General features: G+C 61.6%; 21 protein-coding genes. 6 read left to right on the forward strand and 15 right to left on the reverse strand.

All coding sequences use genetic code 11. The features are described 5' to 3' along the window. Window positions 1-5 precede the first annotated feature (5 nt). Window positions 6-656 (forward strand): two-component system response regulator NarL, encoded by a 651-nt coding sequence (gene narL / locus A1WC_RS10265; protein ID WP_002910198.1) that lies wholly within the window; start codon window positions 6-8, stop codon window positions 654-656. On the opposite strand, the gene A1WC_RS10260 is transcribed toward narL, so the two are convergent. The 7 genes from A1WC_RS10260 to nasR form a co-directional block, all read right to left on the reverse strand. After that, entirely contained in the window at window positions 653-2035 is a 1383-nt protein-coding gene (locus tag A1WC_RS10260) for a YchO/YchP family invasin (RefSeq protein WP_008804400.1), read from the reverse strand. The genes narL and A1WC_RS10260 overlap by 4 nt on opposite strands. A 151-nt stretch (window positions 2036-2186) precedes the next feature. After that, window positions 2187-4793: a nitrate reductase gene (locus A1WC_RS10255; RefSeq protein WP_016161320.1), complete on the reverse strand. Its 2607-nt coding sequence runs from the start codon at window positions 4791-4793 to the stop codon at window positions 2187-2189. After that, the gene (gene nirB, locus A1WC_RS0125210) at window positions 4793-8860 is read right to left on the reverse strand and encodes a nitrite reductase large subunit NirB (RefSeq protein ID WP_016161321.1); all 4068 of its coding nucleotides are present in this window, start codon (window positions 8858-8860) and stop codon (window positions 4793-4795) included. Before nirB ends, A1WC_RS10255 begins: the two co-directional genes overlap by 1 nt. 10 nt (window positions 8861-8870) lie before the next feature. Beyond that, on the reverse strand, window positions 8871-9659 hold the full coding sequence (locus tag A1WC_RS10250) for an ABC transporter ATP-binding protein (protein ID WP_004145418.1): 789 nt from the start codon (window positions 9657-9659) through the stop codon (window positions 8871-8873). A gap of 9 nt (window positions 9660-9668) precedes the next feature. Continuing rightward, window positions 9669-10553, reverse strand: a complete 885-nt coding sequence (gene ntrB, locus A1WC_RS10245) for a nitrate ABC transporter permease (RefSeq protein WP_008804396.1) — start codon at window positions 10551-10553, stop codon at window positions 9669-9671. 1 nt (window position 10554) lies between these two features. Further along, on the reverse strand, window positions 10555-11811 hold the full coding sequence (locus A1WC_RS10240) for a CmpA/NrtA family ABC transporter substrate-binding protein (RefSeq protein ID WP_032691413.1): 1257 nt from the start codon (window positions 11809-11811) through the stop codon (window positions 10555-10557). Between the two features lie 242 nt (window positions 11812-12053). Further along, window positions 12054-13235 (reverse strand): nitrate regulatory protein NasR, encoded by a 1182-nt coding sequence (gene nasR / locus A1WC_RS10235; protein WP_012967812.1) that lies wholly within the window; start codon window positions 13233-13235, stop codon window positions 12054-12056. Between the two features lie 68 nt (window positions 13236-13303). Here nasR and A1WC_RS10230 point away from each other — a divergent pair, with 68 nt between their 5' ends. Both A1WC_RS10230 and A1WC_RS10225 read left to right on the forward strand, forming a co-directional pair. Next, a complete protein-coding gene (locus A1WC_RS10230) occupies window positions 13304-13657 on the forward strand; it encodes a DsrE/DsrF/TusD sulfur relay family protein (RefSeq protein ID WP_012541343.1) in 354 nt (117 codons plus the stop codon). Window positions 13658-13895: 238 nt separating this feature from the next. Further along, window positions 13896-14138 carry a DUF1883 domain-containing protein gene (locus A1WC_RS10225; RefSeq protein ID WP_002910387.1) on the forward strand — a complete coding sequence of 81 codons (243 nt, stop codon included), beginning with the start codon at window positions 13896-13898 and terminating at the stop codon, window positions 14136-14138. A 218-nt stretch (window positions 14139-14356) separates the two neighbouring features. Here A1WC_RS10225 and A1WC_RS10220 read toward each other — a convergent pair whose 3' ends face one another. Next, on the reverse strand, window positions 14357-15037 hold the full coding sequence (locus tag A1WC_RS10220) for a gamma-glutamylcyclotransferase (RefSeq protein ID WP_004203203.1): 681 nt from the start codon (window positions 15035-15037) through the stop codon (window positions 14357-14359). A 136-nt stretch (window positions 15038-15173) separates the two neighbouring features. After that, on the reverse strand, window positions 15174-15404 hold the full coding sequence (gene chaB / locus A1WC_RS10215; RefSeq protein WP_008804392.1) for a putative cation transport regulator ChaB: 231 nt from the start codon (window positions 15402-15404) through the stop codon (window positions 15174-15176). A 263-nt stretch (window positions 15405-15667) separates the two neighbouring features. On the opposite strand from chaB, the gene chaA reads away from it, so the two are divergent. Further along, a complete protein-coding gene (gene chaA, locus A1WC_RS10210) occupies window positions 15668-16768 on the forward strand; it encodes a sodium-potassium/proton antiporter ChaA (RefSeq protein WP_008804391.1) in 1101 nt (366 codons plus the stop codon). Window positions 16769-16855: 87 nt separating this feature from the next. On the opposite strand, the gene kdsA is transcribed toward chaA, so the two are convergent. From kdsA to hemA, 6 genes are read right to left on the reverse strand one after another with little or no spacing between them, the layout of a single operon-like run. Continuing rightward, window positions 16856-17710 carry a 3-deoxy-8-phosphooctulonate synthase gene (gene kdsA / locus A1WC_RS10205; RefSeq protein ID WP_002910393.1) on the reverse strand — a complete coding sequence of 285 codons (855 nt, stop codon included), beginning with the start codon at window positions 17708-17710 and terminating at the stop codon, window positions 16856-16858. A 39-nt stretch (window positions 17711-17749) separates the two neighbouring features. Next, window positions 17750-18562 carry an invasion regulator SirB1 gene (sirB1, locus tag A1WC_RS10200; protein ID WP_008804390.1) on the reverse strand — a complete coding sequence of 271 codons (813 nt, stop codon included), beginning with the start codon at window positions 18560-18562 and terminating at the stop codon, window positions 17750-17752. Window positions 18563-18565: 3 nt separating this feature from the next. After that, the gene (gene sirB2 / locus A1WC_RS10195) at window positions 18566-18958 is read right to left on the reverse strand and encodes an invasion regulator SirB2 (RefSeq protein WP_008804389.1); all 393 of its coding nucleotides are present in this window, start codon (window positions 18956-18958) and stop codon (window positions 18566-18568) included. After that, a complete protein-coding gene (gene prmC / locus A1WC_RS10190) occupies window positions 18958-19806 on the reverse strand; it encodes a peptide chain release factor N(5)-glutamine methyltransferase (protein WP_016161323.1) in 849 nt (282 codons plus the stop codon). The genes sirB2 and prmC overlap by 1 nt, the downstream gene beginning before the upstream one ends. Further along, on the reverse strand, window positions 19806-20888 hold the full coding sequence (prfA, locus tag A1WC_RS10185) for a peptide chain release factor 1 (RefSeq protein WP_008804387.1): 1083 nt from the start codon (window positions 20886-20888) through the stop codon (window positions 19806-19808). The genes prmC and prfA overlap by 1 nt, the downstream gene beginning before the upstream one ends. Before the next feature lie 42 nt (window positions 20889-20930). Continuing rightward, the gene (gene hemA / locus A1WC_RS10180) at window positions 20931-22187 is read right to left on the reverse strand and encodes a glutamyl-tRNA reductase (RefSeq protein ID WP_016161324.1); all 1257 of its coding nucleotides are present in this window, start codon (window positions 22185-22187) and stop codon (window positions 20931-20933) included. A gap of 271 nt (window positions 22188-22458) precedes the next feature. On the opposite strand from hemA, the gene lolB reads away from it, so the two are divergent. Further along, complete coding sequence (lolB, locus tag A1WC_RS10175; RefSeq protein ID WP_008804385.1) at window positions 22459-23070, forward strand: lipoprotein insertase outer membrane protein LolB; 612 nt, start codon at window positions 22459-22461, stop codon at window positions 23068-23070. After that, complete coding sequence (gene ispE, locus A1WC_RS10170; RefSeq protein WP_012541338.1) at window positions 23070-23918, forward strand: 4-(cytidine 5'-diphospho)-2-C-methyl-D-erythritol kinase; 849 nt, start codon at window positions 23070-23072, stop codon at window positions 23916-23918. Before lolB ends, ispE begins: the two co-directional genes overlap by 1 nt. Window positions 23919-24064 lie beyond the last annotated feature (146 nt).

Here is a 24064-nt window from a genome sequence, read left to right on the forward strand (position 1 = left end):
CCCCCATGAGTCAACAGGAACGGGCAACCATCCTTCTCATTGACGACCATCCGATGCTGCGCACCGGCGTGAAACAGTTGATCAGCATGGCGCCGGACATCCAGGTGATTGGCGAGGCCAGCAATGGCGCGCAAGGTATCGAGCTGGCGGAATCGCTGGATCCGGACCTGATCCTGCTCGACCTCAATATGCCGGGCATGAATGGCCTGGAAACGCTGGACAAACTGCGTGAGAAATCCCTTTCTGGCCGGGTGGTGGTCTTTAGCGTCTCCAACCATGAAGAGGACGTTGTCACCGCCCTGAAGCGCGGCGCCGATGGCTATCTGCTGAAAGATATGGAGCCGGAAGATCTGCTGAAAGCGCTGCAGCAGGCCGCCGCCGGAGAGATGGTATTAAGCGAAGCGTTAACCCCGGTGCTGGCCGCCAGCCTGCGCGCTAACCGCGCCACCTCCGATCGCGACATCAGCCAGCTGACCCCGCGCGAGCGCGACATCCTCAAGCTGATCGCCCAGGGACTGCCGAACAAAATGATCGCCCGTCGCCTGGATATCACCGAAAGCACCGTCAAAGTACACGTGAAGCACATGCTGAAGAAAATGAAGCTCAAATCCCGGGTGGAAGCCGCGGTATGGGTCCACCAGGAGCGAATTTTCTAAGGCGAGTCCGTCCAGGAGACGCCTGGCGTGGTGAACTTGACCAGCGGCTCGGTCAGCGCCAGAGCGATCTCATTGGAGGAGACGCGCTGCCCCTGTTTATCCTCCACCACCACCGACAGGCGCCAGCGGTTCGCGGCGCCCGGTTCACTGTTCCACACCGGCATAATGACGCTCCAGCCATCCGCGCTGCTGGCATCCACCGGCGGCGTCAGGCTGAGGGCCTGGGTGTCACCCTGCCAGTGCAGCGCCTTGATGCCATGCAGACTATGGATCTGCAGCTTCAACTGCACCGTCTCCCCGGACTGCAGATCCCAGGGCGGCGTGGCCAGATAGACCGTCAGATTTTTGCGCTGACGATACTCCACCACCGGCAGATTATCCCGCTCCGGACTATCGAAGCGGCTCCCGCGCAGCGAATTGCTGATCGCTACCTCGTCTGCGGCCAGCTGCTGCTTAAGGGGGACGCCAAAGCGATAGTTTAGCTTCAGGCCCACATTGTTCTGGCTGACGCCATTTTCCCCCTGCTTATGCTTAGCGGTAACGGTGACCAGCGGGACCGGGGTGTAATTGAGCCCAACGGAGACGGCTACCGGGTTATGGTAGCCGGTACCGGTGTGAAAAAGATCGACGCTATCGCCGAAGTACTGTTCGACGCTGACGCTGGTATTAATGTGCTGGTAGAACGGTAGCCGCGCCTGGGCGGTGACGTCATACCCTGCGGCCATCCGCTGCTCCTGAGTCTGATTATCGCGCAGTTGCCAGTCGCCCAGCGGATGGTAATAGTTTGCCGACAGGCGAAGATATTCTCCCCACGCCTCCGCGCCGACGCTGCCGCGCGCCAGGCTTTCGCTCAACACTTTGTCGTAAAACGAGTTATAGCCCAGCAGCCAGCCGCCGACCCGCCAGCGCTGACCAAGCCCGATGTTGCCCACCAGATCGTTCTCGCGCCGGGTCACCGAATATTGGTTCCACGTCAGGTAACGGTCGTTATCCTGCAACGGCACGAACCAGCTCCCTTTACTGCCGGTGAATTTGCCCTCTTTATCGACCAGCAGGTCGACATTGGCGTTGCCCCACGGCGAGAGCCAGCTCTCCAGCTGATGGCTCACTTCATTGCCGATTTTACTGATGGCGAACAGCTGCGCCTGCTCGCCCGCCGTCAGGCCGTTATCGCTCATGCTGGCCTCGCCAAACTTCTTCGCCACCTCAGCAAAGTGCCGGGCGTCGTCATCGACCTGGGGAGCAATCCCCATATCGGGCAGCGGATCTTGCGCTGGCGCGGGGCGAGTGGTGTCGCTGGCGGTCAGCGCCCAGACGGGAACGCCCGGCAGCAGCAGGAGAAAGGTCAACGTTGGCAACAAACGGAAGGACACAGGCATCAACAGATTTTGAGCAGGCTCACAAAAATGGGAAGAAATGTTAGTTTATCGTTTTTTCCCTGCTCCCGCAGCCCTGTGGGCAATTCCAGGAATATACTGAAACCGGTTGGGCAAGGTGTCGCCCAACCGGAGCCGTCGCTGCGCGCCACCGTTACGCCTGGGTTCGGGTTCGTTGCGCCGCCAGCAGCGCGTTGAGTTCCGGCACGCAGGAGCCGCAGTTGGTCCCGCATTTCAGCTTTCCACCCAGCGCCCCGACGCTGGCGCAGCCGCTGGCGATAGCCTCGTTAATTGACCGTTCCCCCACGCCAAAGCAGCTGCAGACGATCCGCCCCCGCGGGGCGACGGCGGCGCCCGGTCGGCCGCTAAGCAACGCATGTCGCTGGACGGCATCGGACGGCGGCGCGGCAAAGGCGGCGCTTATCCATACGCTATCCACCGCCGGCTCGCGCGCATCGCTCCACCAGCCGAGCATCAGACTCCCCTGATGCCAGGCCAGCAGGTTCCATACCGCGCCGCCGTCAGCCACCTGTAGCTGCCAGCCGCGCCGGGCGCACCACGCGCTGATCCACTGTCGGGCAGACGCCTCCCCGGCCAGCGAATAGTGCAGCACGCCAGGCGCCGCCCGCCGCCGCCAGTGCCAGGCCGCTGGAAACGGCAGCGGTTCGCGACAAAGCAGCTCGCTGTGCCAGGCCGGTTGCCAGGCGGCGATGGCCACCGCCGCCTGTTTACTTTCCGGCTGGCCGGAATACGGGTCGGTGACGGCGGCCAGCAGGTTATTCACCCGCCCCTGACGGGCAAACTGATTGTTCCAGTGCATCGGAACAAACAGCGAGCCGGGGCGCTGCCCTTCACTGATCGTCACTTTCGCCACCATCACCCCATGCCGCGACCAGATCCGCGCCAGCCCGTCGGCGGGAAGCTGGTAGCGAACGGCATCCTGCGGCGCCACCTCCACCACCGGCTCCGCGATGTGCTGCATCAGCCGCGGCACCGCGCCGGTACGGGTCATGGTGTGCCACTGATCGCGGATCCGCCCGCTGTTGAGGATCAGCGGATAAAAGACATCGGTGGTCGCCCGGGTCGGTTGAGGCGTCACCGGCACCATCCGCAGCCTGCCATCGCCATGCCAGCCGCGCGCGATATCCCAGGCGGCCTCGCTGCGGCTGACCGGCCAGCGCACCGGCGCCATGGCGTCCCACGCCTCACGGCTGAGATCCGCCAGCGCGCCGATATCAAAGGCCCGCTGACCGTCGTTTTCGAAACCGGACAGCGCCGCATGCTCGCGGAAGACGTCATGCGGATGCTGCCAGGCAAACGCCTCGCGATACCCCAGCGCCTGCCCCACTCTGGCGATGATCCACCAGTCCGCTTTCGCCTCCCCCGGCGGCGGCAGAAAGCTGCGCTGACGGGAGATCCGCCGCTCCGAGTTGGTGACCGTGCCATTCTTCTCGCCCCAGGCCAGCGCCGGAAAGCGGATGTGGGCGAAATGTCCGGTATCGGTCTGGGCGGCGACATCCGAGACGATCACCAGCGGACAGGCGGCCAGCGCCTGGCTCACCGCGTGGCTGTCAGGGAGCGACACCACCGGGTTGGTGCCCATGATCCACACCGCTTTGACCTCGCCGCGGCCAATGGCGGCAAACAGCTCCACGGCGGTCAGTCCCGGGGTCTGCGCCAGCCGTTCCGTCCCCCAGAAGCGGGCCAGCCGCTGCAGATCGGCTGGCACAAAATCCATGTGCGCCGCCAGCATCGTCGCCAGCCCGCCGACTTCGCGGCCGCCCATGGCGTTGGGTTGACCGGTCAGCGAAAAGGGGCCGCAGCCGCGGCGGCCATACTTCCCGCTGGCCAGATGGACGTTGATGATGGCGTTACATTTGTCGCTGCCGCTGGCGGATTGATTGATTCCCATGGTGTAGAGGGTGATCGCCCGCTGGGCGGCGATAAACTCGCGATAGAAGGCCGCCACCTCATCGACAGTCAGGCCGCAAAAATCCGCTACCGTCGCCACGTCCCAGCCTCTCGCCTCGGCCAGCGCCTGTGAGCCATCGCGAAAGCCGTCGATGCAGGCTCCGGCCTCCGCCACGGCGTTAAGCAGCCCCACGAACAGCCCACCGTCGCTCCCCGGGGCCAGCGCCAGATGGCGGTCGGCGATCTCGCAGGTGGCGGTGCGCCGGGGGTCGATCACCACGATCCGCAGTCGGGGATTATCCCGCTTCGCCTGCGCCAGCCGCTGGAACAGCACCGGGTGCGCCCAGGCGGCGTTCGAGCCGACCAGCACCACCAGATCGCTGTTTTCCACATCCTCATAGCTACAGGGCACCACATCGGCGCCAAAGGCCCGTTTGTAGCCGGTCACCGCCGACGACATGCACAGCCGCGAATTGGTGTCGATGTTCGCCGCGCCGATAAATCCCTTCATCAGCTTGTTGGCGGCATAGTAATCCTCGGTTAACAGCTGGCCAGAGGCGTAGAAGGCCACCGCCTGCGGGCCGTGCTGGTCGATAACCTGTTGCAGGCGCGCAGCGGTCTCCGCCAGCGCCTGAGGCCAGGCTACTTGCTGGCCGTCCACCTCCGGCGCCAGCAGCCGCCCCGCCAGGCCCGTGGTCTCCCCGAGGGCCGCCCCTTTGACGCACAGGCGGCCGAGGTTGGCCGGGTGCTGATCGTCGCCGCGCACGCTCACCTGCCCCGCGTCGTCCACGCTCGCCAGCACCCCGCAGCCTACGCCGCAGTAGGGGCAGGTCGTTCGGATGGTCTGCATCAGGAGGCCTCCGCTCGGGCCAGCAGCTGCTGGCTGCCCACCCACACTTTGCCGTTTTCCACTTTCACCGGCCAGGCGCGTACCGCCTGTTCACTGCCGTCGCACGGCCAGCCGTCACGCAGGCGGATCCGCTGTTTGTACAGCGGGGAGATCACCACCGGCTCGCCGCCGACGTCCCCTAACAGCCCGCGTGACAGCACGTTGGCCGCGCTGCCCGGCTCGCGGTTGTCCAGGGCGTAGACCCGATCGCCAAAGCGGAACAGGGCAATCTGCCGCTCCCCTAAGCGGGCGCCGATCCCCGCCTGCGCCGGGATGGCGTCAAGGTCGCATACCGCCTGCCACGGCCGGGATGGGAGTTCGCCCTCGGGCAACGTCTCAGTCAGCAACAGCTGCGGCTGACCACGCAGCTCGTGACGCTGCACCGCCTCGTCCGGCTGGTCGCTGTTCACGAAGGAGCGGAACAGCGCCAGACGCTGCGGATCGTTGAGGGTGGTCTGCCACTCGCACTGGTAGCTGTCGACGATCCGGGCCATCTCCTGCTCCAGCTCCTCGCCAATGCCGAGACTATCCTCCAGCACCACCTGCCGCAGATAGGCGACGCCGCCCTCCAGGTTATCCATCCAGGTGCTGGTCCGCTGCAGGCGATCGGCGGTACGGATATAGAACATCAGCAGACGATCGATGCTGCGGATCAGCGTCGCTTCGTCGAGATCGCTGGCAAACAGGTCGGCGTGACGCGGTTTCATCCCGCCGTTGCCGCAGACGTACAGATTCCAGCCTTTATCGGTGGCAATCACCCCGATATCTTTCCCCTGGGCTTCGGCACATTCGCGGGTGCAGCCGGAGACCGCCATCTTGATTTTGTGCGGGGCGCGCAGCCCTTTATAGCGATGCTCGAGCCGCACGGCGAGCCCGGTGGAGTCCTGCACGCCGTAGCGACACCAGGTTGAGCCGACGCAGGATTTCACCGTGCGCAGCGACTTGCCGTAGGCGTGGCCGGTTTCAAACCCGGCGTCGGCCAGCTCGCGCCAGATAGCCGGCAGCTGTTCCAGCCGCGCGCCAAACAGATCGATACGCTGGCCGCCGGTCACTTTGCTGTAGAGCTGGTAACGTTTGGCGATCTGCCCGATAGCGATCAGCCCGTCCGGCGTCACTTCCCCTGCCGCCATCCGCGGCACCACCGAATAGGTTCCGTCCTTCTGAATGTTGGCGAAATAGCGGTCGTTGGTATCCTGCAGCGGCAGGTGCGCCGGCTTCAGCAGGTACTCGTTCCAGCAGGAGGCCAGCACCGAGGCCACCAGCGGTTTGCAGACATCACAGCCGTGTCCCTGGCCGTAGCGGCTAATCAGCTGCTCGAAGGTATGGATATGATTGACCCGTACCAGGTGGTAAATCTCCTGGCGCGACCACGGGAAATGCTCGCAGACGTCTTTTTTCACTTCGACGCCCTGCTCCGCCAGCTGGTACTCCATCACCTGTTTCACCAGCGCGCTGCAGCCGCCGCAGCCGGTGGCCGCTCTGGTGCAGCTTTTTATCGCCGCCATATCCTCCGCCCCATTGTTCACCGCCTGGCAGATATCGCCTTTGCTGACATTATGGCAGGAGCAGATCGGCGCGCTGTCGGGCAGCGCCGCGACGCCGAGCGCCTTCGGCGCGGCGCCCTCCAGCGCGGGCAGGATCAGGCTCTCCGGACGCGGCGGCAGCGCCATGCCGTTCAGCATCATCTGCAGCAGCGTGGCATAGTCGCTGGCCTCCCCCACCAGCACGCCGCCAAGCAGGGTTTTGCCGTCCTGACTGACGACGATTTTTTTGTACACCTGCTGCGGACCGTCGGTCCATTGATAGCTCTGACAGCCCGGCGTGCGCCCCTGCGCATCGCCAAATGAGGCGACGTCCACCCCCAGCAGCTTCAGTTTGGTACTCATGTCGGCGCCGCTAAAGCAGGCGTCTTCTCCCGCGAGGGTGGCCGCGGCGATACGCGCCATCTGATAGCCCGGCGCCACCAGACCGTAAATTTTATTGTCCCACAGGGCGCATTCGCCTATCGCCAGCACGTCCGGGTCAGAGGTGCGGCACTGGCCGTCGATGTGAATGCCCCCGCGTTCGCCCACCTGCAGCATGCAACCGCGGGCCAGCGCGTCCTGCGGACGGATCCCCGCCGAGAAGACCACCATGTCGGTCCGCAGCGCGCCGCCGTCGGCAAAGTTCAGCCGCAGGCCGTCGGCCTCGCGCACGATGGCGGTGGTCGCTTTGCTGGTATGCACCCCCACGCCGAGGGCGACGATCTTCTCCCGCAGCATCGCCGCCCCGCCGTTATCCAGCTGGACGGCCATCAGGTTCGGGGCAAACTCCACTACGTGCGTGTCCAGCCCCAGCTGTTTCAGGGCGTTAGCCGCCTCCAGCCCGAGCAGGCCGCCGCCGATAACCACTCCGGTCTTCGCCGCGGCGGCATGGGCGGCGATACGGTCGAGATCGTCAAGAGTGCGGTAGACAAAGCACCCGTCGAGATCGTTGCCAGGGATCGGCGGAACAAAGGGATAGGAGCCGGTCGCCAGCACCAGTTTATCCCAGTGGGTTTCATGTCCCTCGGCGTCTCGCACCAGCCGCGCGTCGCGGTCGATCGTCGCCACCGCCTCGCCGAGGCGGAGTTCGATGCCGTGCTGGTGAAAGAAATCATCGGCCACCAGCGACAGCGATTGAGCGCTGCGCCCGGCGAAATATTCGGAGAGATGGACCCGGTCGTAGGCGGCGTAACGCTCTTCGCCAAACACCACGATTCGATATTGCTGATGCAGGTTGCGGCTCACGCATTGTTCGAGAAAATGGTGGCCGACCATGCCATGTCCCACCAGCACTAATACAGGTTTCGTCATCGTCATTATTCCTGCAGCCTGCGGCTGCGTTGAAGAGGGGTCAAAAAGCCAGTCCGCGGTGGCGGGCTCGTCGCTTTCCAGGCGCGCGGTGAGCGCGGCGGCGGCGGTGCAGTCGCCCATCAGCAGCACGCCGCGCAGGCGGCCGTCGCGCAGCAGCAGGCGACGGTAGTGGCGATCAATGGGGTCCCAGCTGGTATAGATGTCATCCTGTTCGCCGGCCTGCTGCTCCCCGACGCTAAAGAGTTCAATGCCGGTAACCTTCAGGCGGGTCCCGGCGTCCTGCCAGACAAAGCCCTCGCCGGGGGCGCCGCACAGGCGATCCGCCAGTACCTCGGCCTGGCGCAGGCAGGGAGCCACCAGCCCCCAGGTCTGGCCGTCAATTTCGCAACATTCCCCGACGGCGCTGATCCCCGGCAGCGAGGCGGCCATCTGGCGGTCAACCACGATCCCCCGCTGACACAGCACGCCGCTCTGCGCCGCCAGACGGCTGTTAGGCTGCACGCCGGCGGCCAGCACCACTCTGGCGGCACGGAAAGCGCGCCCGTCCGCCAGCCGCACGCCATCCTCTTCGATGGCGGCGATCCGGCATTCCAGCACACAGCGGATGCCGCGCGCTTCAAGCTGCTGCCTGAGCTCATCGGCGGCAAAAGCGTCGGTCAGCGGCGCCATTAATCCGCTGCCGCGATGCAGAAGAGTGACCTCCCCGCCGTGGCGACGCAGCGCCGCCGCCGCTTCCACACCCAGAACCCCACCGCCAATCACCACCGCCGGCCCGGGTATCGCCAAAATACGTTCCACGTCCGCCAGGGTGCGGAAGGGGATAACCTGCGGACGATCACTGCCCGGCAGCGGCGGGATAAAGGGCCGCGAACCGGTGGCGAACACCAGCTCGTCCCACGGTAGCCAGGTTTCCGCGATGCGCAGCCGCCGTTGCTCAACATCGACTTCATCGACCGCCTCGCCGGACCGCAGGCACACCCCGTGCCGGGTGTACCACTCCGCCGGCAGCAATGGGAGCTGCGCCGCCGTTTTTTCGCCAGCCAGCAGCGGCGAGAGCTGAATGCGGTTATAGGCCGGATGCGGCTCGTCGCCGACGACAGTAATGGCAAACTGCGCGGGGTCGCGCTCAACCAGTCGCTGCACCAGTCGGGTGGCCGCCATGCCGTTACCGATCACCACCAGTCGCCGCGTCATGACCGCCTCCTCACGCCGCTTTCGGCTGTTTTTCATACAAAAAATGCAGGATCTGCTGGCGCAGATGGTGATACCGGCTGTCGTCCGCCAGCTGAACGCGGTGACGCGGACGCGGCAGATCGACCGCGAGGATCTCACCGACGGTCGCCGCCGGACCGTTGGTCATCATCAGCACCCGATCCGAGAGCAGCACCGCTTCATCAACGTCGTGGGTGATCATGACGATGGTAGTATTAAGCTCCTGCTGGATATGCATCACCGTGTCCTGAAGGTGAGCGCGGGTCAGCGCATCCAGGGCGCCGAAGGGCTCATCAAGCAACAGCACCTTCGGCTTCATCGCCAGCGCCCGGGCGATACCTACCCGCTGCTTCATACCGCCGGAGATCTCCCCGGGACGTTTGTGCAGCGCATGCCCCATCTGCACGCGTGCCAGGTTGTGTTCGATCCACTCCCGGCGCTCACTCTTGCTCATGGTGCGACGGAACACCTGATCCACCGCCAGCGCCACATTATCGAAACAGCTCAGCCACGGCAGCAGCGAGTGGTTCTGGAAAACCACCGCCCGCTCCGGCCCGGGCCCGGCGATTTCCCGGTTATCGCACAGCAGTCCGCCCTCGGTGGGCGTCGTGATCCCGGCGATCAGATTCAGCAGGGTCGATTTTCCGCAGCCCGAGTGGCCGATCAGACTGATGGTCTCCCCTTCGACGATATCGAAGGAAACATTCTGCAGCGCCAGGAACTCGCCGCTGGCGGTGTTAAAGCGCTGGCTGACGGCCTGCACCTGAATTAATGGTTTCATGTTGGCTCCTTATTTGTCCTGCCAGCTAAAGCGGCGGGCGAGCAGCATCAGACCCTGCTCCAGCAGCAGGCCGACGACGCCGATAATGACGATGGCGATGATGATGTTTTCCACATTGAGGTTGTTCCACTCGTTCCAGATCCAGAAGCCGATCCCCAGCCCGCCGGTGAGCATTTCCGCCGCCACGATCACCAGCCAGGCGATGCCGATGGAGAGACGCACGCCGGTGAGCACCGCCGGCAGCACCGCCGGAAAGAGAATTTTGCGCATCACCGTCCACTCTGAGAGCTGGAGGACGCGGGCGACGTTGAGATAGTCCTGCGGGATCCGCCGCACGCCTTCCGCGGTGTTGATCACCATCGGCCAGATGGAGCAGATAAAAATGGTCCAGCTGGAGGCCGGCTCCGCCTTCTGGAACAGCAGCAGGCCAATCGGCAGCCAGGCCAGCGGGCTGACCGGGCGCAGCAGGGCAATCAGCGGATTAAACATGCGGGCGAAGAACAGCGAACGGCCGATCAAAAACCCCAGCGGAATGCCCGCCAGCGCCGCCAGGCCGAAGCCCACCGCCACGCGCTGCAGGGAGGCCAGCACGTTCCAGCCGATGCCCATGTCATTGGGCCCGTCCTGATAGAACGGATCGGCAAACAGCGTCAGCGCCGAGTCCAGCGTGCTCAGCGGCGTGGGAAAACCTTTGCTGTGCATCGCCGCCAGCTGCCAGGCCAGCAGCAGCACCCCCAACCCCAACAACGGGGGCAGCAGGCGCTGAATGAGCTCACGCAGCCAGCGCGTGACGGTTGGCGTGGTGCGCCGGACCTGCACCGGCGGCAGGATAATCACTTCGCCAGGCGCGTTCTCCACGCTGACGACCGGTTGCTTACGTTGTGCCTGCTTCATCTCATGCCCCCTTACGTTGAATGGCAAAATGGCGGGCGTAGCCTTCCGGGTCAGACCCGTTCCAGACCGTACCGTCCATCAGTGTGCTGCTGCGCATCGTGGCTGCCGGGGTGCTGATCCCGCCGACCGCCTGGGCGGCAGCCTGCCAGACGTCGATGCGGTTAATGCGCGACGCCACCGCGAGGTAATCCGGAGCCTGCTTCAGCAACCCCCAGCGGCGGAACTGGGTGAGGAACCACATTCCGTCCGACAGCCAGGGGAAACTCACCTCGCCCCCGGCCCAGAAGCGCATCGGATGGGCATCCTGCCAGCGGCGGCCGAGACCGTTGTCATACTCCCCCAGCATCCGGCCGGTGAGGTACTGTTCCTTGGTATTGAGCCAGCCGCGTCTGGCGAGCAGGCGGGCCGTCTCCTGAGTGTTCTCCGGCGAGGCGGCGATCCAGCGCTGCGCCTCCATCAGGGCCGCCACCAGCGCGCGGGCGGTGTTCGGGTTACGTTCCACCCAGTCGCGACGGGTGCCCAGCACCTTTTCCGGATGCTCGGGCCAGATATCCTGGGAAGTGGCCGCGGTGAAGCCAATGCGGTCGTTAATGGCGCGCGCGTTCCACGGCTCGCCGACGCAAAAGCCGCTCATATTGCCGATGCGCATGTTCATCACCATCTGCGGCGGCGGCACCACGACGGTGCGCACATCGTTAAAGGGATCGATGCCGGCGCTCGCCAGCCAGTAGTAGAGCCACATGGCATGGGTGCCGGTGGGAAAGGTATGGGCGAAGGTGTAGCTGCCCGGCGCGCTGCGGTCGATCAGCCGTTTCAGCCCGCCGAGGTCGGTTACCCCTTTCTCCTGCAGTTCGCTGGAGAGGGTGATGGCCTGACCATTGCGGTTGAGGGTCATCAGATTAGCCATCGCCTGCGGCTTGCTGGCGATCCCCAGTTCAAGACCGTACAGCAGGCCGTAGAGAATATGCGCCGCGTCCAGCTCGCCGGCCACCAGCTTGTCGCGCACCGCCGCCCAGCTGGCTTCCTTACTCGCCACCAGGGTGATGCCATACTTTTTGTCAAACCCCTTCGCCGCGGCGATAGCCAGCGGCGCGCAATCGGTCAGCGGAATAAATCCGACCCGCACGCGGGTTTGCTCCGGTTTGTCCGATCCGCCGGCCCATGCGGCCTGCATCACCCCCGGCAGCAGCATCGCGCCGCCCAGCGCGGCCCCTGCCTGCAGCAAGCGCCGCCGGGAAATTGAAAACTTGTCGCTCATATCCGCTCCACCACGCGCAAAAAAAAAGCGTCCGACAGTGCATACGCACTGCAGGACGCCTTTATCCACGGACACCCGAACCGCCATTGGTTCGTTGTCCGGACTTTTATTCACTCAATAAGTAATGCAAACGGGATGCCAGCTTTGGCAATCGCGCGCTGGCAGGCTTTTTCCCAACGTTGGCCGGTTTTTCACGTAAAAGTGCACCGCCGGCAGGCAAAGAATGCCCATCGATTGTGCATCTACTCCTTTGGTGTTAGCGGCCAAATCGCCTTCACCATCAGCAGCGCGCGGGCTATCTCAACCATGCGCTGGTTTTTGTCCATGGCCATCTTGCGCAGCGTCTGCCAGGCCTGCTCCTCCTGCATTCCCTGGTGCGTCATCAGCAGGCTTTTCGCTTTTTCTATCAGCTTGCGTTCTTCGAGCGCGTCTTTCAGCGAGGCCAGCTGGCTGGAGAGCTGCTGTAGCTCATAGGCCTGCTGGCGCACCAGCGGCAGCAGCTGTTTATCCAGATGCGGCGTCAGGGTATCGACTTCCTCGCCGGGCAGCCAGCCAGGCGCGTCGTCCACTAACAGCGTGTCGGTGGCGTTCAGCAGATCGTCGATCAATTGCTCTTCCACTTCGCGCAGGTGTTCAAGCCTCTGGGTTTGCAGGCCAAACCAGCGCAGCGCCGTTTCCCCGCCGTCGGCGGCCGGCTGGCGGGTGCAGGCGATCCGCCGCAGCTGCTCAATGTCCAGGCCGGCCTGGCATTGGGTGATAAACAGCTGGACGGTCGCCGGGCTGCCCAGCGCCTGAAAGCTGTCGAAGCAGGGCTGCTGACCGTCAATACGGTCCACCAGCTGCTGGCGCAGGCTGTCGCTGAACTCGCCGCGGGTAAAGCCCAGAGCGCCCAGCGCGCGCTCCTGACCCACCAGCTCTTTACCCTGCATAAAGCTGTACAGCGCGACCATGCGGCCGGCCACCGGCGGATCGTCAATGCTGTCATTGAGCTGCGGGACGATATTCAGCAGATGGCGGATGACACGGCTGAACTGCTCCGTCGCGGCTTCCGCGGCAATCTGCCGGCGGGCGATCTGCTCACGCAGCGCCGGAAGCTGCAGCAGATCGCCAACCGCCCTGGCAATGCGCCAGCACAGCGCGCTGCCGGCGACCGTACGTGCCCGTTCGAGGCTGGCATAGAACAGCGCTAACCGCTCATCAACCAGCGCCCCGCCCGCCCGACACTCCGCCGCATACAGTTGGCCGCCCGAGCAAAGAAAAATATTCGATGCCCCGCGCTCACACTGCAGCATATGCACCAGCGCGCTGAGCTGGCTGGCCAGTTCTCCCAGTTGGCTAAGCTGCTGAAGCTGTTGTTTTTGCAGGCGACGCGCCAGCTGCAGCCAGGCCGTCTCATCGTGCGCGTGACCAGTCGTATTATTCATACCCCTCCTCCGGGTTAACGCTTTATACTGCGGTAAAGCAATAACCGTGCCTTTAAGAAGGAGTTTGTATGCAACGTATTGTGATTATCGCCAACGGCGCCGCCTATGGCAGCGAATCCCTGTTCAACAGCCTGCGCCTGGCCATTGCCCTGCGCGAGCAACAGTCCGACCTCGATCTCAAGCTGTTTCTGATGTCCGACGCCGTCACCGCCGGGCTGCGCGGGCAGAAGCCGGCGGAAGGATACAATGTGCAGCAGATGCTGGAGATCCTCACCGCCCAGCAGGTGCCGGTGAAGTTGTGCAAAACCTGCGCGGACGGCCGCGGCGTCAGCGCGCTACCGCTGATTGACGGCGTGGAGGTCGGTACTCTGGTTGAGCTGGCCCAGTGGACGCTGGCGGCAGATAAAGTGCTGACCTTCTGAAGGTAGGCCGTCGAACGGGATGAAATGTCACGTATTGGCGCTTGAAGAGACAAAAAAAACGTTAGCTGAATGCTTTCAGGAACAACGTCATTTTTGTTTAATCTTTATCCCTTTTTTTGATCAAAATCAGCATCCCGGCCCGCGCCGTTTGGTGTGATGCACAGAGCAAAGTGTGAACAATATCACGCGAGGACTGGGTGGGCAGGATGCTGTAGCGGGACAGAAACGGGGTACAAAAATGGCGATGGTTAAAGCAAGTTTGACGTTATTTGGTGGTGACACACTGGTGGTGCGGTGTTCAGAGCGCTGCCATATTCATCTAATGAGCGCGAAGGTCCCGGGCGATAGCCATGCGGATATTCTGAGCGTGCAGGATCGGGATAGCGCCTATCTGACGGTGCCCTACAGCGGCACCTGGAACGTGCTTATCGACAGTCACAGCCAGTCACTGGAGCACTCCATCAGCTACGTTCCGGCCTGACAGTTACTATCAGAACACACGCCCGGCCGTGCCGGGCGTGAGATTCATGACAAACCTCATGCAATCATTGTACTTGCAGATTGCACCAGAAAAATAACAGGGAAAATCAATTTATTGATTTTCGGCTGATAACCACCAGTAAGGAAAAACCACGCTTTTTCCTTACTGGTCAGCAATCGGACGCCCGGCCATGCCGGGCGTTTTTCTTTTGCGCGCGCTCAGGCCAGGCCCGGCGTCGGACTCTCGCCCAACAGCGCGCGTACGCTGGCCACCAGGTCATCGAGACTGGCGTCGTGCATCCCCAACTTGCTTAGCGCCTGTTCCAGCGAAAACAGATACTGGGCGTTGGTGCCGAGCGGCCCGCTGGCCCGGGCGATCAGCGGGGCGATAACCTGGGCGCTGGTATCCGGTTCAAACAGTGGGTGGCGCGGATCCATAATAAACACCAGGGCATTCACCGTCCGTCCGTCATCCAGCTCCAGCTTGCACCAGGTAGGCAGATAGCAGCCGGTGATCATCTCCCGCTTCCACAGCAGGGTCAGTTCTTCTTCCAGCGTGTCGTCAGGCAAACGATAGGCGACGCCGGTGGTTCGGCCGCCCTCTTTGAGAGCCAGCATGCGGCCCGGCTGGCAGGCGCTACCGCGCCCGGCGGTCAACCGCAGGCAAAACGCACGATGCCAGCCCGGCAGCGTACCGGTGCAGGACTCGCGATAATTGAGCGCCGGGTTCCAGATAAGCGAACCGTAGCCAAAGATCCATACTGAGCCATCATCCGGGCGGCAGGCCAGCGTCGCCGCCAGCGAGGCTGCACGTTGTTCTGCCGACCAGAGTAGCGATTCCTCAATAGCGCCAAACGCTGTCTTACAATCCGCATTCATTAAGAAATCACGAGTTAACACTGTTTACTACCTCCGCCACTGCCCGCTTCCCGGCGTTCGTCTCATGCATCCGTCAATATTGCTGAAATATTATCCAGCTTTATCCTTCAATAAGCAATCAGCGGGGCGCTGGCAAGCATAAAAGCGGCGTCAGCAATTATTTTTTCTTATGCCACTTATCATCATCGCCTTTCTCGTAACTGTTCTTCACCGCCGCCCAGGCGACTTTGTGCGCCGTCTCTTCGCGGCTGGCGTCATCGCGCCGCTCATCTTTATCTTTATATTGATCCCAGGCGCTGTTAAACGCTTCTTTATAAATTTCCTGCGCATGAGCAGGCAGAACATGCTGAACGCTGTCGGGGAGTTCTTGTTTATTGCGATAGGGCATACTGACCTCCTGTTTGAGCATTAAATTTAAGTCTGGTACGCAAGCGGCTGGCTATCAAGATCAAAATGAGCAGAAAAATTATTTTAGTAATTATCTGAATAGTAAGAACTAAATAGTGGTAAACATAAATTATAATAAACTAATCAAGATATCACTCGATACCCGTAAATTTAAGTAAAAAACCAGCGGTAATTTATCAAAATCTGTTACTTTACCGCCCTACGTTTTTATAATTATAACACCTGCATAAATGGAGATGGTTCATGACCCATGCACATGAGGCGGTAAAAACCCGCCATAAGGAGTCTTCCCTCGTCTTTCCGGTGCTGGCGCTGGCGGTGCTGTTTTTCTGGGGCAGCAGCCAGTCACTGCCAGTGGTTATCGCAATTAATATCCTCGCGCTGGTCGGTATTCTAAGCAGCGCCTTCAGCGTGGTCCGCCACGCCGACGTCCTCGCCCACCGCCTGGGCGAACCCTATGGCTCCCTGATCCTCAGTCTGTCGGTGGTTATCCTTGAGGTCAGTCTGATCTCCGCCTTAATGGCCACCGGCGACGCCGCGCCGACCCTGATGCGTGATACGCTCTACTCCATTATTATGATCGTCACCGGCGGTCTGGTCGGTTTCTCTCTGCTGCTGGGCGGGCGTAAATTTGCCACCCAATATATGAATCTGTTCGGCATTAAGCAGTATCTTATCGCCCTGTTTCCGCTGGCGATTATCGTGCTGGTGTTTCCGATGGCGCTGCCGGGCGCAAACTTCAGCACCGGGCAATCGCTGTTGGTGGCGGTGATCTCGGCGGCCATGTACGGCGTTTTCCTGCTGATTCAAACCAAAACCCATCAGAGTCTGTTTGTTTATGAGCATGAAGACGACAGCGACGATGACGACCCGCACCACGGTAAACCGTCTGCCCACAGCAGCGGGTGGCATACCGCCTGGCTGCTGGTGCACCTGGTGGCAGTGATCGCGGTCACCAAAATGAACGCCAATCCGCTGGAAACGCTGTTGACCAGCATGAACGCCCCGGTGGCCTTTACCGGCTTCCTGGTGGCCCTGCTGATCCTGTCGCCGGAAGGCCTTGGCGCCCTCAAAGCGGTGCTCAACAATCAGGTACAGCGGGCGATGAACCTGTTTTTCGGCTCCGTACTGGCCACCATCTCGCTGACGGTCCCGGTGGTCACCCTCATCGCCTTCCTGACCGGCAATGAGCTGCGCTTTGGCCTTGGCGCCCCGGAGATGGTGGTGATGGTCGCCTCGCTGGTGCTGTGCCATATCTCCTTCTCCACCGGGCGCACCAATGTGCTGAACGGCGCGGCCCACCTGGCGCTGTTCGCCGCCTATCTGATGACCATTTTCGCCTGACCCCGCTTACCCGCCCGGCGGAGTCCGGGCGAAAAAAAAGCCTGCCGGTGTTAACACCGGCAGGCTTTTTCTGTGATGCGTTCAGGCTTACTTGCTGGTATCCAGCTCGTCGAAGCTTTTCACCAGATCGTCAATCGCTTTCATCTGCTTGAGGAACGGCTCCAGTTTATCCAGCGGCAGCGCGGACGGGCCGTCGCATTTCGCGTGGTCCGGATCCGGATGCGCTTCGATAAACAGACCGGCGATACCTACCGCCATACCGGCGCGGGCCAGCTCGCTCACCTGCGCGCGGCGACCGCCGGAGGCAGCGCCAAACGGGTCGCGGCACTGCAGCGCGTGGGTGACGTCGAAGATAACCGGCGAGTTGTTGGAGGCTTTCTTCATCACGCCGAAGCCGAGCATATCCACGACCAGGTTGTCGTAACCGAAGTTAGCGCCGCGGTCGCAGAGGATCACTTTGTCGTTACCGCCTTCGATAAACTTATCGACGATATTGCCCATCTGACCCGGGCTGACGAACTGCGGCTTCTTGACGTTGATCACCGCCCCGGTTTTGGCCATCGCTTCCACCAGGTCAGTCTGGCGCGCGAGGAAGGCCGGAAGCTGGATCACGTCCACCACGTCAGCCACCGGCTGCGCCTGGCTGGCTTCATGAACGTCGGTGATGATTTTCACGCCAAAGGTCTGCTTCAGCTCCTGGAAAATCTTCATCCCTTCTTCCAGACCCGGACCACGATAGGAGTGGATGGAGGAACGGTTGGCTTTATCAAAGGAGGCTTTGAAGACGTAGGGGATGCCAAGCTTCTGCGTAACGGTGACGTAATGTTCACAGATGCGCATCGCCAGATCGCGCGACTCCAGCACGTTCATCCCGCCGAACAGCACGAACGGCAGGTCGTTTGCTACGTTGATATCACCAATGCTAACCACTTTTTGTTTCATAAGTTCGCCTTATCAGGGTGTAACCGGAATGGTTCCAGACTAATGCAATGTAATTTGTTTGTGCGAAATCGTGTTGATCTGCGCGCGGATCATCTCACTGATCGGATCCTCCGGGCACTGCTCAACGAAATAGCTCAGATCCAACAGCGCCACGTGATCGCAGTCCAGCTGGGCGTATATCAGCCCGCGGTCGCGGATCTCATACGGATCTTCCGGGTTAAACTGCAGCAGCGCTTCGCTGGCGCGCAGAGCCAGCTCCATCTGCCGCTCTTCCATCAGCGCCGACTTCAGGGTGTCCAGCAGCTTGCGGATCACCTCGGCGTTATCCGCTTCGTCGAGATCTTCATTAAACAGTTCCGCCACCGGCCCGATGTTGCCCTTCAGCCATACCTCCAGGGTATGTTCGTCGAGGGTCTCGCCGTTAAACGGATTAATCAGCCACATCTCTTCGCTGGTTTCCGGATCCGCACGCAACAGCATTTGGGTCGGGAAGATCACCGGCACCACCGGCAGCGCCAGGCGCTGGGCGATCCACAGCAGGATCGCGCCTAACGACACCGCGCTCCCCTGACGGTTGACCAGCACTTTATCCAGCCATAACGCGTCGGAAAGACGATAAATGCCCTGCGAAGCGCCAAAGCCCCACTCGTCGTAAAACAGCGCCAGCAGGCGTTCTATCTGGCGTTCCTGGTCCCACGACGGCGCAATCTCCTCCTGCGCGAGGCGCAGCAGCCGCTGCAGCTCTTCCTCGACAAAACGCGACGGAAAATCGTCGCGGACCTGTTCAGAAATGAGGACCATGCCATCACACAATGGCGCTTTGTTAAATTCGAAATCCGCTAATGACCCCATGCCCTACCCCAGTATCGGTATTCTTGTGATGGCGAGTTGAATGATAATAAACAACACCACCAGCGCCAGCAGGAACGCGATAAAACGGCTCTGCTGGCTGCGCGGACGACGGCGGCCCAGCGCGATAAAACCTAATGCGATGTAAATGATAACGCCAAACAGCTTTTCAGTCAGCCATGCGCCGTCTTCGGTGAACGGCAGGTAGTGCGTTATCGCCATTAAACCCGCACCGCTGAGAAACAGCAGCGTATCGCTGCAGTGCGGCGCAATTCGCACCCACCGCTGGTTCAGCAGCGGGCTCTGATGATACATCCACCAGTAACGTAAAACGAACAATCCTACCGACACCACCACGCTGGCGATGTGCAGGTAGAGGACAGCCGTGAATAAGTTCATCAGCCAACGTTCTCCATGTCGGGTAAACGTCCGAGAGTCAGACGTTCATTGTCGCCATAGTCGCGACAGGTCGCGACGTCGAGATAGCCCGCTTCGCGGAACAGGGCGCGAACCGCCTCGCCCTGGGTCCAGCCATGCTCCAGCAGCATCCAGCCGCCGGGCAGCAGATACTGCCGTCCCTCGCGGATAATCTGCGCCAGATCCGCCAGCCCCTGATCGGCAGCAACCAGCGCCGTCAACGGCTCAAAGCGCACATCGCCCTCGGCGAGATGCGGGTCGGCGCCGTCGATATAGGGTGGATTACTGACGATCATGGCAAAACGCTGCCCGGCCAGCGCGCTAAACCAGTCGCTTTGCCGTATCGTCACGTTAGCGATGTCCAGATGAGCGGCATTGCGCAATGCCAGCGCCACGGCGTCCGGCATCACATCCACCGCGGTGACCTCGCAATCCGGACGCTCGCTGGCCAGCGCCAGAGCAATGGCGCCGGTCCCGGTGCCGAGGTCGAGAATACGGCACGGCACGGCAGGCAGTCGCGCCAGCGCCTGCTCCACCAGACACTCGGTATCCGGTCGGGGGATCAGCGTCGCCGGGGAGACGAACAGCGGCAGCGACCAGAACTCACGCTGCCCAATCAGGTGGGCAATAGGTTCTCCGCGCTGACGTCGCTGCAGGAGCGCCTCCAGCGTCGTCGCCTCGTCAGCGGACAGCGTCGTTTCGCCGAAGGCCAAAATCCAGGTGCGCGCCCGGCCGGTAACATGTCCCAGCAGGATCTCGGCATCGCGTCGCGGGCTGTCGCTTTCACGCAGCCGGGCGATCGCCTGCTGCAGCCAGGCCTGAAAGGTCATCATTCCTGCTCGGACAGCGCCGCCAGCTGATCGGCCTGATATTCCTGAACAATTGGCTCAATCAGCATATCGAGTTTGCCTTCCATGGTTTCATCCAGACGATAAAGCGTCAGGTTGATGCGGTGGTCGGTCACGCGCCCCTGTGGGAAATTGTAAGTGCGGTTACGGTCGCTACGATCGCCGCTGCCCAGCAGGTTACGGCGCGTGGAGGCTTCCGCCTGCTGACGCTTGGCCACTTCGGCGGCGCGGATACGCGCCCCCAGCACTGACAACGCCTTGGCTTTGTTTTTATGCTGGGAACGTTCGTCCTGACACTCCACCACGATGCCGGTCGGCAGGTGAGTAATACGGATAGCTGAGTCGGTGGTGTTGACGTGCTGACCGCCCGCGCCGGAGGAGCGGAAAGTATCGATGCGCAGATCCGCCGGGTTAATGTCCGGCATTTCGGCTTCCGGCAGCTCCGGCATCACCGCCACGGTGCAGGCGGAGGTATGAATACGCCCCTGCGATTCGGTGGCCGGCACACGCTGCACGCGATGGCCGCCGGATTCAAATTTCAGCCGACCGTAAACGCCGTCGCCGCTGAATTTGGCGATCACCTCTTTGAATCCGCCGTGTTCACCTTCGTTGGCGCTGAGGATCTCCACCTGCCAGCGGCGCGATTCGGCGTAGCGGCTGTACATGCGGAACAGATCGCCGGCAAACAGCGCCGCTTCGTCGCCGCCGGTTCCGGCGCGCACTTCCACGAAAGCGTTACGCTCGTCATCGGGATCTTTCGGCAGCAGCAGTACCTGCAGTTGTTGCTCCAGCTGGTCGCCTTTTTCTTTGGCGTCACGCAGCTCTTCCTGCGCCATTTCGCGCATCTCCGGATCGTCGAGCATCATCTGCGCAGTTTCGATATCCTCCTGCACCTGACGCCAGTCGGTATAGCAGCGCGCCACATCGCTCAGTTGAGCATATTCCCGCGACAACGCGCGGAATTTATCCTGATCGGCAATCGTCGCGGCATCGCCGAGCAGCGCCTGCACTTCTTCATGGCGCTCGTACAACGCTTCCAGTTTGGCAACAATAGAAGACTTCATAGGCGTGAATTCACCCTGTCCTGAAAATAAGAGAAAGGTGCGCTATTCCAGCCCGAGGCTGTTGCGCAGAATATGCAGGCGTTCGTCGTCCCCGTCACGGGCGGCCTGCTGAAGAGATTTGGTTGGCGCGTGGATCAGGCGGTTGGTCAGCTTGCGGGCCAGATCCTGCATAATTTCCTGGGCATCACCGCCCTGCTCCAGCGCGGCCAGCGCCTTCGCGGTCAGCTCCTCACGGACCTGCTCAGACTGAGAACGGTATTCGCGAATCGTCTCGCTGGCGCTCTGCGCGCGCAGCCAGGCCATAAATTCGCTGGTCTCCTGCTCGACGATCGATTCCGCCTGCACCGCCGCGGCTTTACGCTGCGCCAGGTTATGCTGAATGATGTTTTGCAGATCGTCGACGCTGTAAAGGTAGGCGTTGGCCAGTTTGCCGACCTCCGGTTCGACATCGCGCGGAACGGCGATATCCACCAGCAGCATCGGCTGGTTACGCCGCGCCTTAAGCGCGCGCTCCACCATGCCTTTGCCGATGATCGGCAGCGGGCTGGCGGTGGAGCTGATAATAATGTCGGCCTCTTTCAGCCGTTCGTCGATATCGCTGAGGGCAATCACCTCGGCGCCCACTTCGTCCGCCAGCGCCTGGGCGCGTTCGCGGGTGCGGTTGGCAATCACCATTTTGCGCACGTGATGTTCGCGAAGATGGCGCGCCACCAGTTCGATGGTTTCACCGGCGCCGACCAGTAACACGGTGACGCTGGAGAGCGATTCAAAGATTTGCCGCGCCAGGGTACAGGCGGCGAACGCGACGGAAACGGCGCTGGCGCCGATATCGGTTTCGGTACGCACACGCTTTGCCACCGAGAACGATTTCTGGAACATCCGCTCCAGTTCGCTGACGTTAAGATGACCGCGGCTGGAATCAGCAAACGCTTTTTTCACCTGGCCGAAGATCTGCGGCTCGCCCAGCACCAGCGAATCGAGGCCGCTGGCGACGCGCATCAGATGGCTGACGGCGTCATTATCCTGGTGCCAGTAGAGGCTCTTACGCAGGTCTTCTTCGTTGAGGCCGTGATAGTTGCACAGCCAGCGGATCAGCGCTTCCTGCAGATTGTCCTGCTCTTCGACGCTGAGATAGAGTTCCGTGCGGTTGCAGGTCGACAGCACTACCCCACCCTGCACCATCGGCTGAGCCAGCAAGCTCTCCAGCGCCTGATCGAGCGTTTCCGGCGAAAACGTCACGCGTTCTCGCAGGTCGACCGGCGCTGTTTTGTGATTGATGCCAAGAGCTAAAAGGGTCATTGTGAGGGAGTAGTACCAGCGTTGCTAAGGTTAGTCTGAGTGCATCATACAGGATGCGCGTAATCAATAAAAGAGAGGCTCCCCTTTTGGAGTAATAGCCAAAGCAAGACCGCCATTAACGTTAATTTTTTGATTTCAGACAACTTGAACGTAGACGCTATCGCCCGGCGACGCTAGCATTAAGGGTTATAAATGTAACCTGCTACACAAATCGGCCCGCTGTTCCCCTGCCGCCGTTTTTCCCTGTAGACATCAAGGATTTGTCATCATTATGAATCGACTGTTCCGCTTGCTGCCGCTGGCCAGCCTCGTCCTCACCGCCTGTTCTCTTCATACGCCGCAAGGGCCTGGCAAAAGCCCGGATTCGCCGCAGTGGCGTCAGCACCAGCAGGCTGTTCGCAGCCTCAACCAGTTCCAGACTCGCGGGGCGTTTGCCTATCTTTCCGATGAGCAAAAAGTCTATGCTCGCTTCTTCTGGCAACAGACCGGCCAGGACCGCTATCGCCTGCTGCTGACCAACCCGCTGGGCAGCACCGAGCTGTCGCTGACCGCGCAGCCAGGCAGCGTGCAGCTGATCGATAACAAAGGCCAGACCTACACCGCCACCGATGCCGAAGAGATGATCGGCCGCCTGACCGGGATGCCGATCCCGCTGAACAGCCTGCGCCAGTGGATCATCGGCCTGCCGGGCGACGCCACCGACTATTCGCTGGACGATCAGTACCGTCTGCGTGAACTTAACTACACGCAAAATGGCAAAACCTGGCACGTCACCTACGGCGGCTACACCAGCGATACCCAGCCAGCCCTGCCGTCTAATGTCGAGCTGAACAATGGCGCTCAGCGCATCAAGCTGAAGATGGATAACTGGATCGTGAAATGATGAGCCGCTGGCCCTCTCCTGCAAAACTGAATCTGTTTTTATATATCACCGGCCAGCGGGCCGATGGCTACCATACCCTGCAGACGCTGTTTCAGTTTCTCGACTATGGCGACACCTTGACCATCGAACCGCGAACTGACGGTCAACTGCGCCTGCTGACGCCGGTGGCCGGCGTGCCGGACGAGGAGAACCTGATCGTTCGCGCTGCGCGTCTGCTGATGCGTGCCGCCAGCGAAAGCGACCGCCTGCCGGCGGGTAGCGGCGCCGATATCAGTGTCGACAAGCGCCTGCCGATGGGCGGCGGCCTGGGCGGCGGCTCATCCAATGCCGCCACCGTGCTGGTGGCGCTCAACCATCTCTGGGGCTGCGGTCTCTCGGAAGAGGAGCTGGCGACCCTGGGCCTTCAGCTGGGGGCCGATGTGCCGGTCTTCGTGCGCGGTCATGCCGCCTTTGCCGAAGGAGTCGGCGAAATTCTGACGCCGGTGGAGCCCGAGGAAAAATGGTACCTGGTGGCGCACCCGGGGGTCAGTATTCCGACGCCAGTCATTTTTCGCGATCCGGAGCTACCACGAAATACCCCGCGCCGGTCAATTAATACGTTATTAAATTGTGAATTCAGCAACGATTGCGAGCTTATCGCAAGAAAACGTTTTCGCGAGGTTGATGCAGCGCTTTCCTGGCTGTTAGAATATGCGCCGTCACGCCTGACCGGCACAGGGGCCTGTGTGTTTGCTGAATTTAACACCGAATCCGCTGCCCGTCAGGTGCTGGACACTGCCCCGGCATGGCTAAATGGCTTTGTAGCGCGCGGAGTTAACCTCTCGCCGCTCAAGCAGGCCCTGCTCTGAATCCTGCGCCGTGATGGCGCAACGATAACGAGTCAACCGGGGAAATTGAGTTACGGTGACAACGTCACCCTGTTCCAGACGTTGCATCGTGCTCTTTAAATACACCGACTGGATCGAATGGCGCCAGCCCGCACATTATTGGCCCA

It is taken from the genome of Klebsiella sp. KTE92 (assembly GCF_000398905.1).
Lineage (GTDB): Bacteria > Pseudomonadota > Gammaproteobacteria > Enterobacterales > Enterobacteriaceae > Klebsiella > Klebsiella variicola.

Coding starts and splice junctions, on each gene's coding strand:
- narL (WP_002910198.1), top strand. CDS start 6: ATGAGTCAACAGGAACGGGCAACCATCCTTCTCATTGACGACCATCCG.
- A1WC_RS10260 (WP_008804400.1), bottom strand. CDS start 2,035: ATGCCTGTGTCCTTCCGTTTGTTGCCAACGTTGACCTTTCTCCTGCTG.
- A1WC_RS10255 (WP_016161320.1), bottom strand. CDS start 4,793: ATGCAGACCATCCGAACGACCTGCCCCTACTGCGGCGTAGGCTGCGGG.
- nirB (WP_016161321.1), bottom strand. CDS start 8,860: ATGACGCGGCGACTGGTGGTGATCGGTAACGGCATGGCGGCCACCCGA.
- A1WC_RS10250 (WP_004145418.1), bottom strand. CDS start 9,659: ATGAAACCATTAATTCAGGTGCAGGCCGTCAGCCAGCGCTTTAACACC.
- ntrB (WP_008804396.1), bottom strand. CDS start 10,553: ATGAAGCAGGCACAACGTAAGCAACCGGTCGTCAGCGTGGAGAACGCG.
- A1WC_RS10240 (WP_032691413.1), bottom strand. CDS start 11,811: ATGAGCGACAAGTTTTCAATTTCCCGGCGGCGCTTGCTGCAGGCAGGG.
- nasR (WP_012967812.1), bottom strand. CDS start 13,235: ATGAATAATACGACTGGTCACGCGCACGATGAGACGGCCTGGCTGCAG.
- A1WC_RS10230 (WP_012541343.1), top strand. CDS start 13,304: ATGCAACGTATTGTGATTATCGCCAACGGCGCCGCCTATGGCAGCGAA.
- A1WC_RS10225 (WP_002910387.1), top strand. CDS start 13,896: ATGGCGATGGTTAAAGCAAGTTTGACGTTATTTGGTGGTGACACACTG.
- chaB (WP_008804392.1), bottom strand. CDS start 15,404: ATGCCCTATCGCAATAAACAAGAACTCCCCGACAGCGTTCAGCATGTT.
- chaA (WP_008804391.1), top strand. CDS start 15,668: ATGACCCATGCACATGAGGCGGTAAAAACCCGCCATAAGGAGTCTTCC.
- kdsA (WP_002910393.1), bottom strand. CDS start 17,710: ATGAAACAAAAAGTGGTTAGCATTGGTGATATCAACGTAGCAAACGAC.
- sirB1 (WP_008804390.1), bottom strand. CDS start 18,562: ATGGGGTCATTAGCGGATTTCGAATTTAACAAAGCGCCATTGTGTGAT.
- sirB2 (WP_008804389.1), bottom strand. CDS start 18,958: ATGAACTTATTCACGGCTGTCCTCTACCTGCACATCGCCAGCGTGGTG.
- prmC (WP_016161323.1), bottom strand. CDS start 19,806: ATGACCTTTCAGGCCTGGCTGCAGCAGGCGATCGCCCGGCTGCGTGAA.
- prfA (WP_008804387.1), bottom strand. CDS start 20,888: ATGAAGTCTTCTATTGTTGCCAAACTGGAAGCGTTGTACGAGCGCCAT.
- hemA (WP_016161324.1), bottom strand. CDS start 22,187: ATGACCCTTTTAGCTCTTGGCATCAATCACAAAACAGCGCCGGTCGAC.
- lolB (WP_008804385.1), top strand. CDS start 22,459: ATGAATCGACTGTTCCGCTTGCTGCCGCTGGCCAGCCTCGTCCTCACC.
- ispE (WP_012541338.1), top strand. CDS start 23,070: ATGAGCCGCTGGCCCTCTCCTGCAAAACTGAATCTGTTTTTATATATC.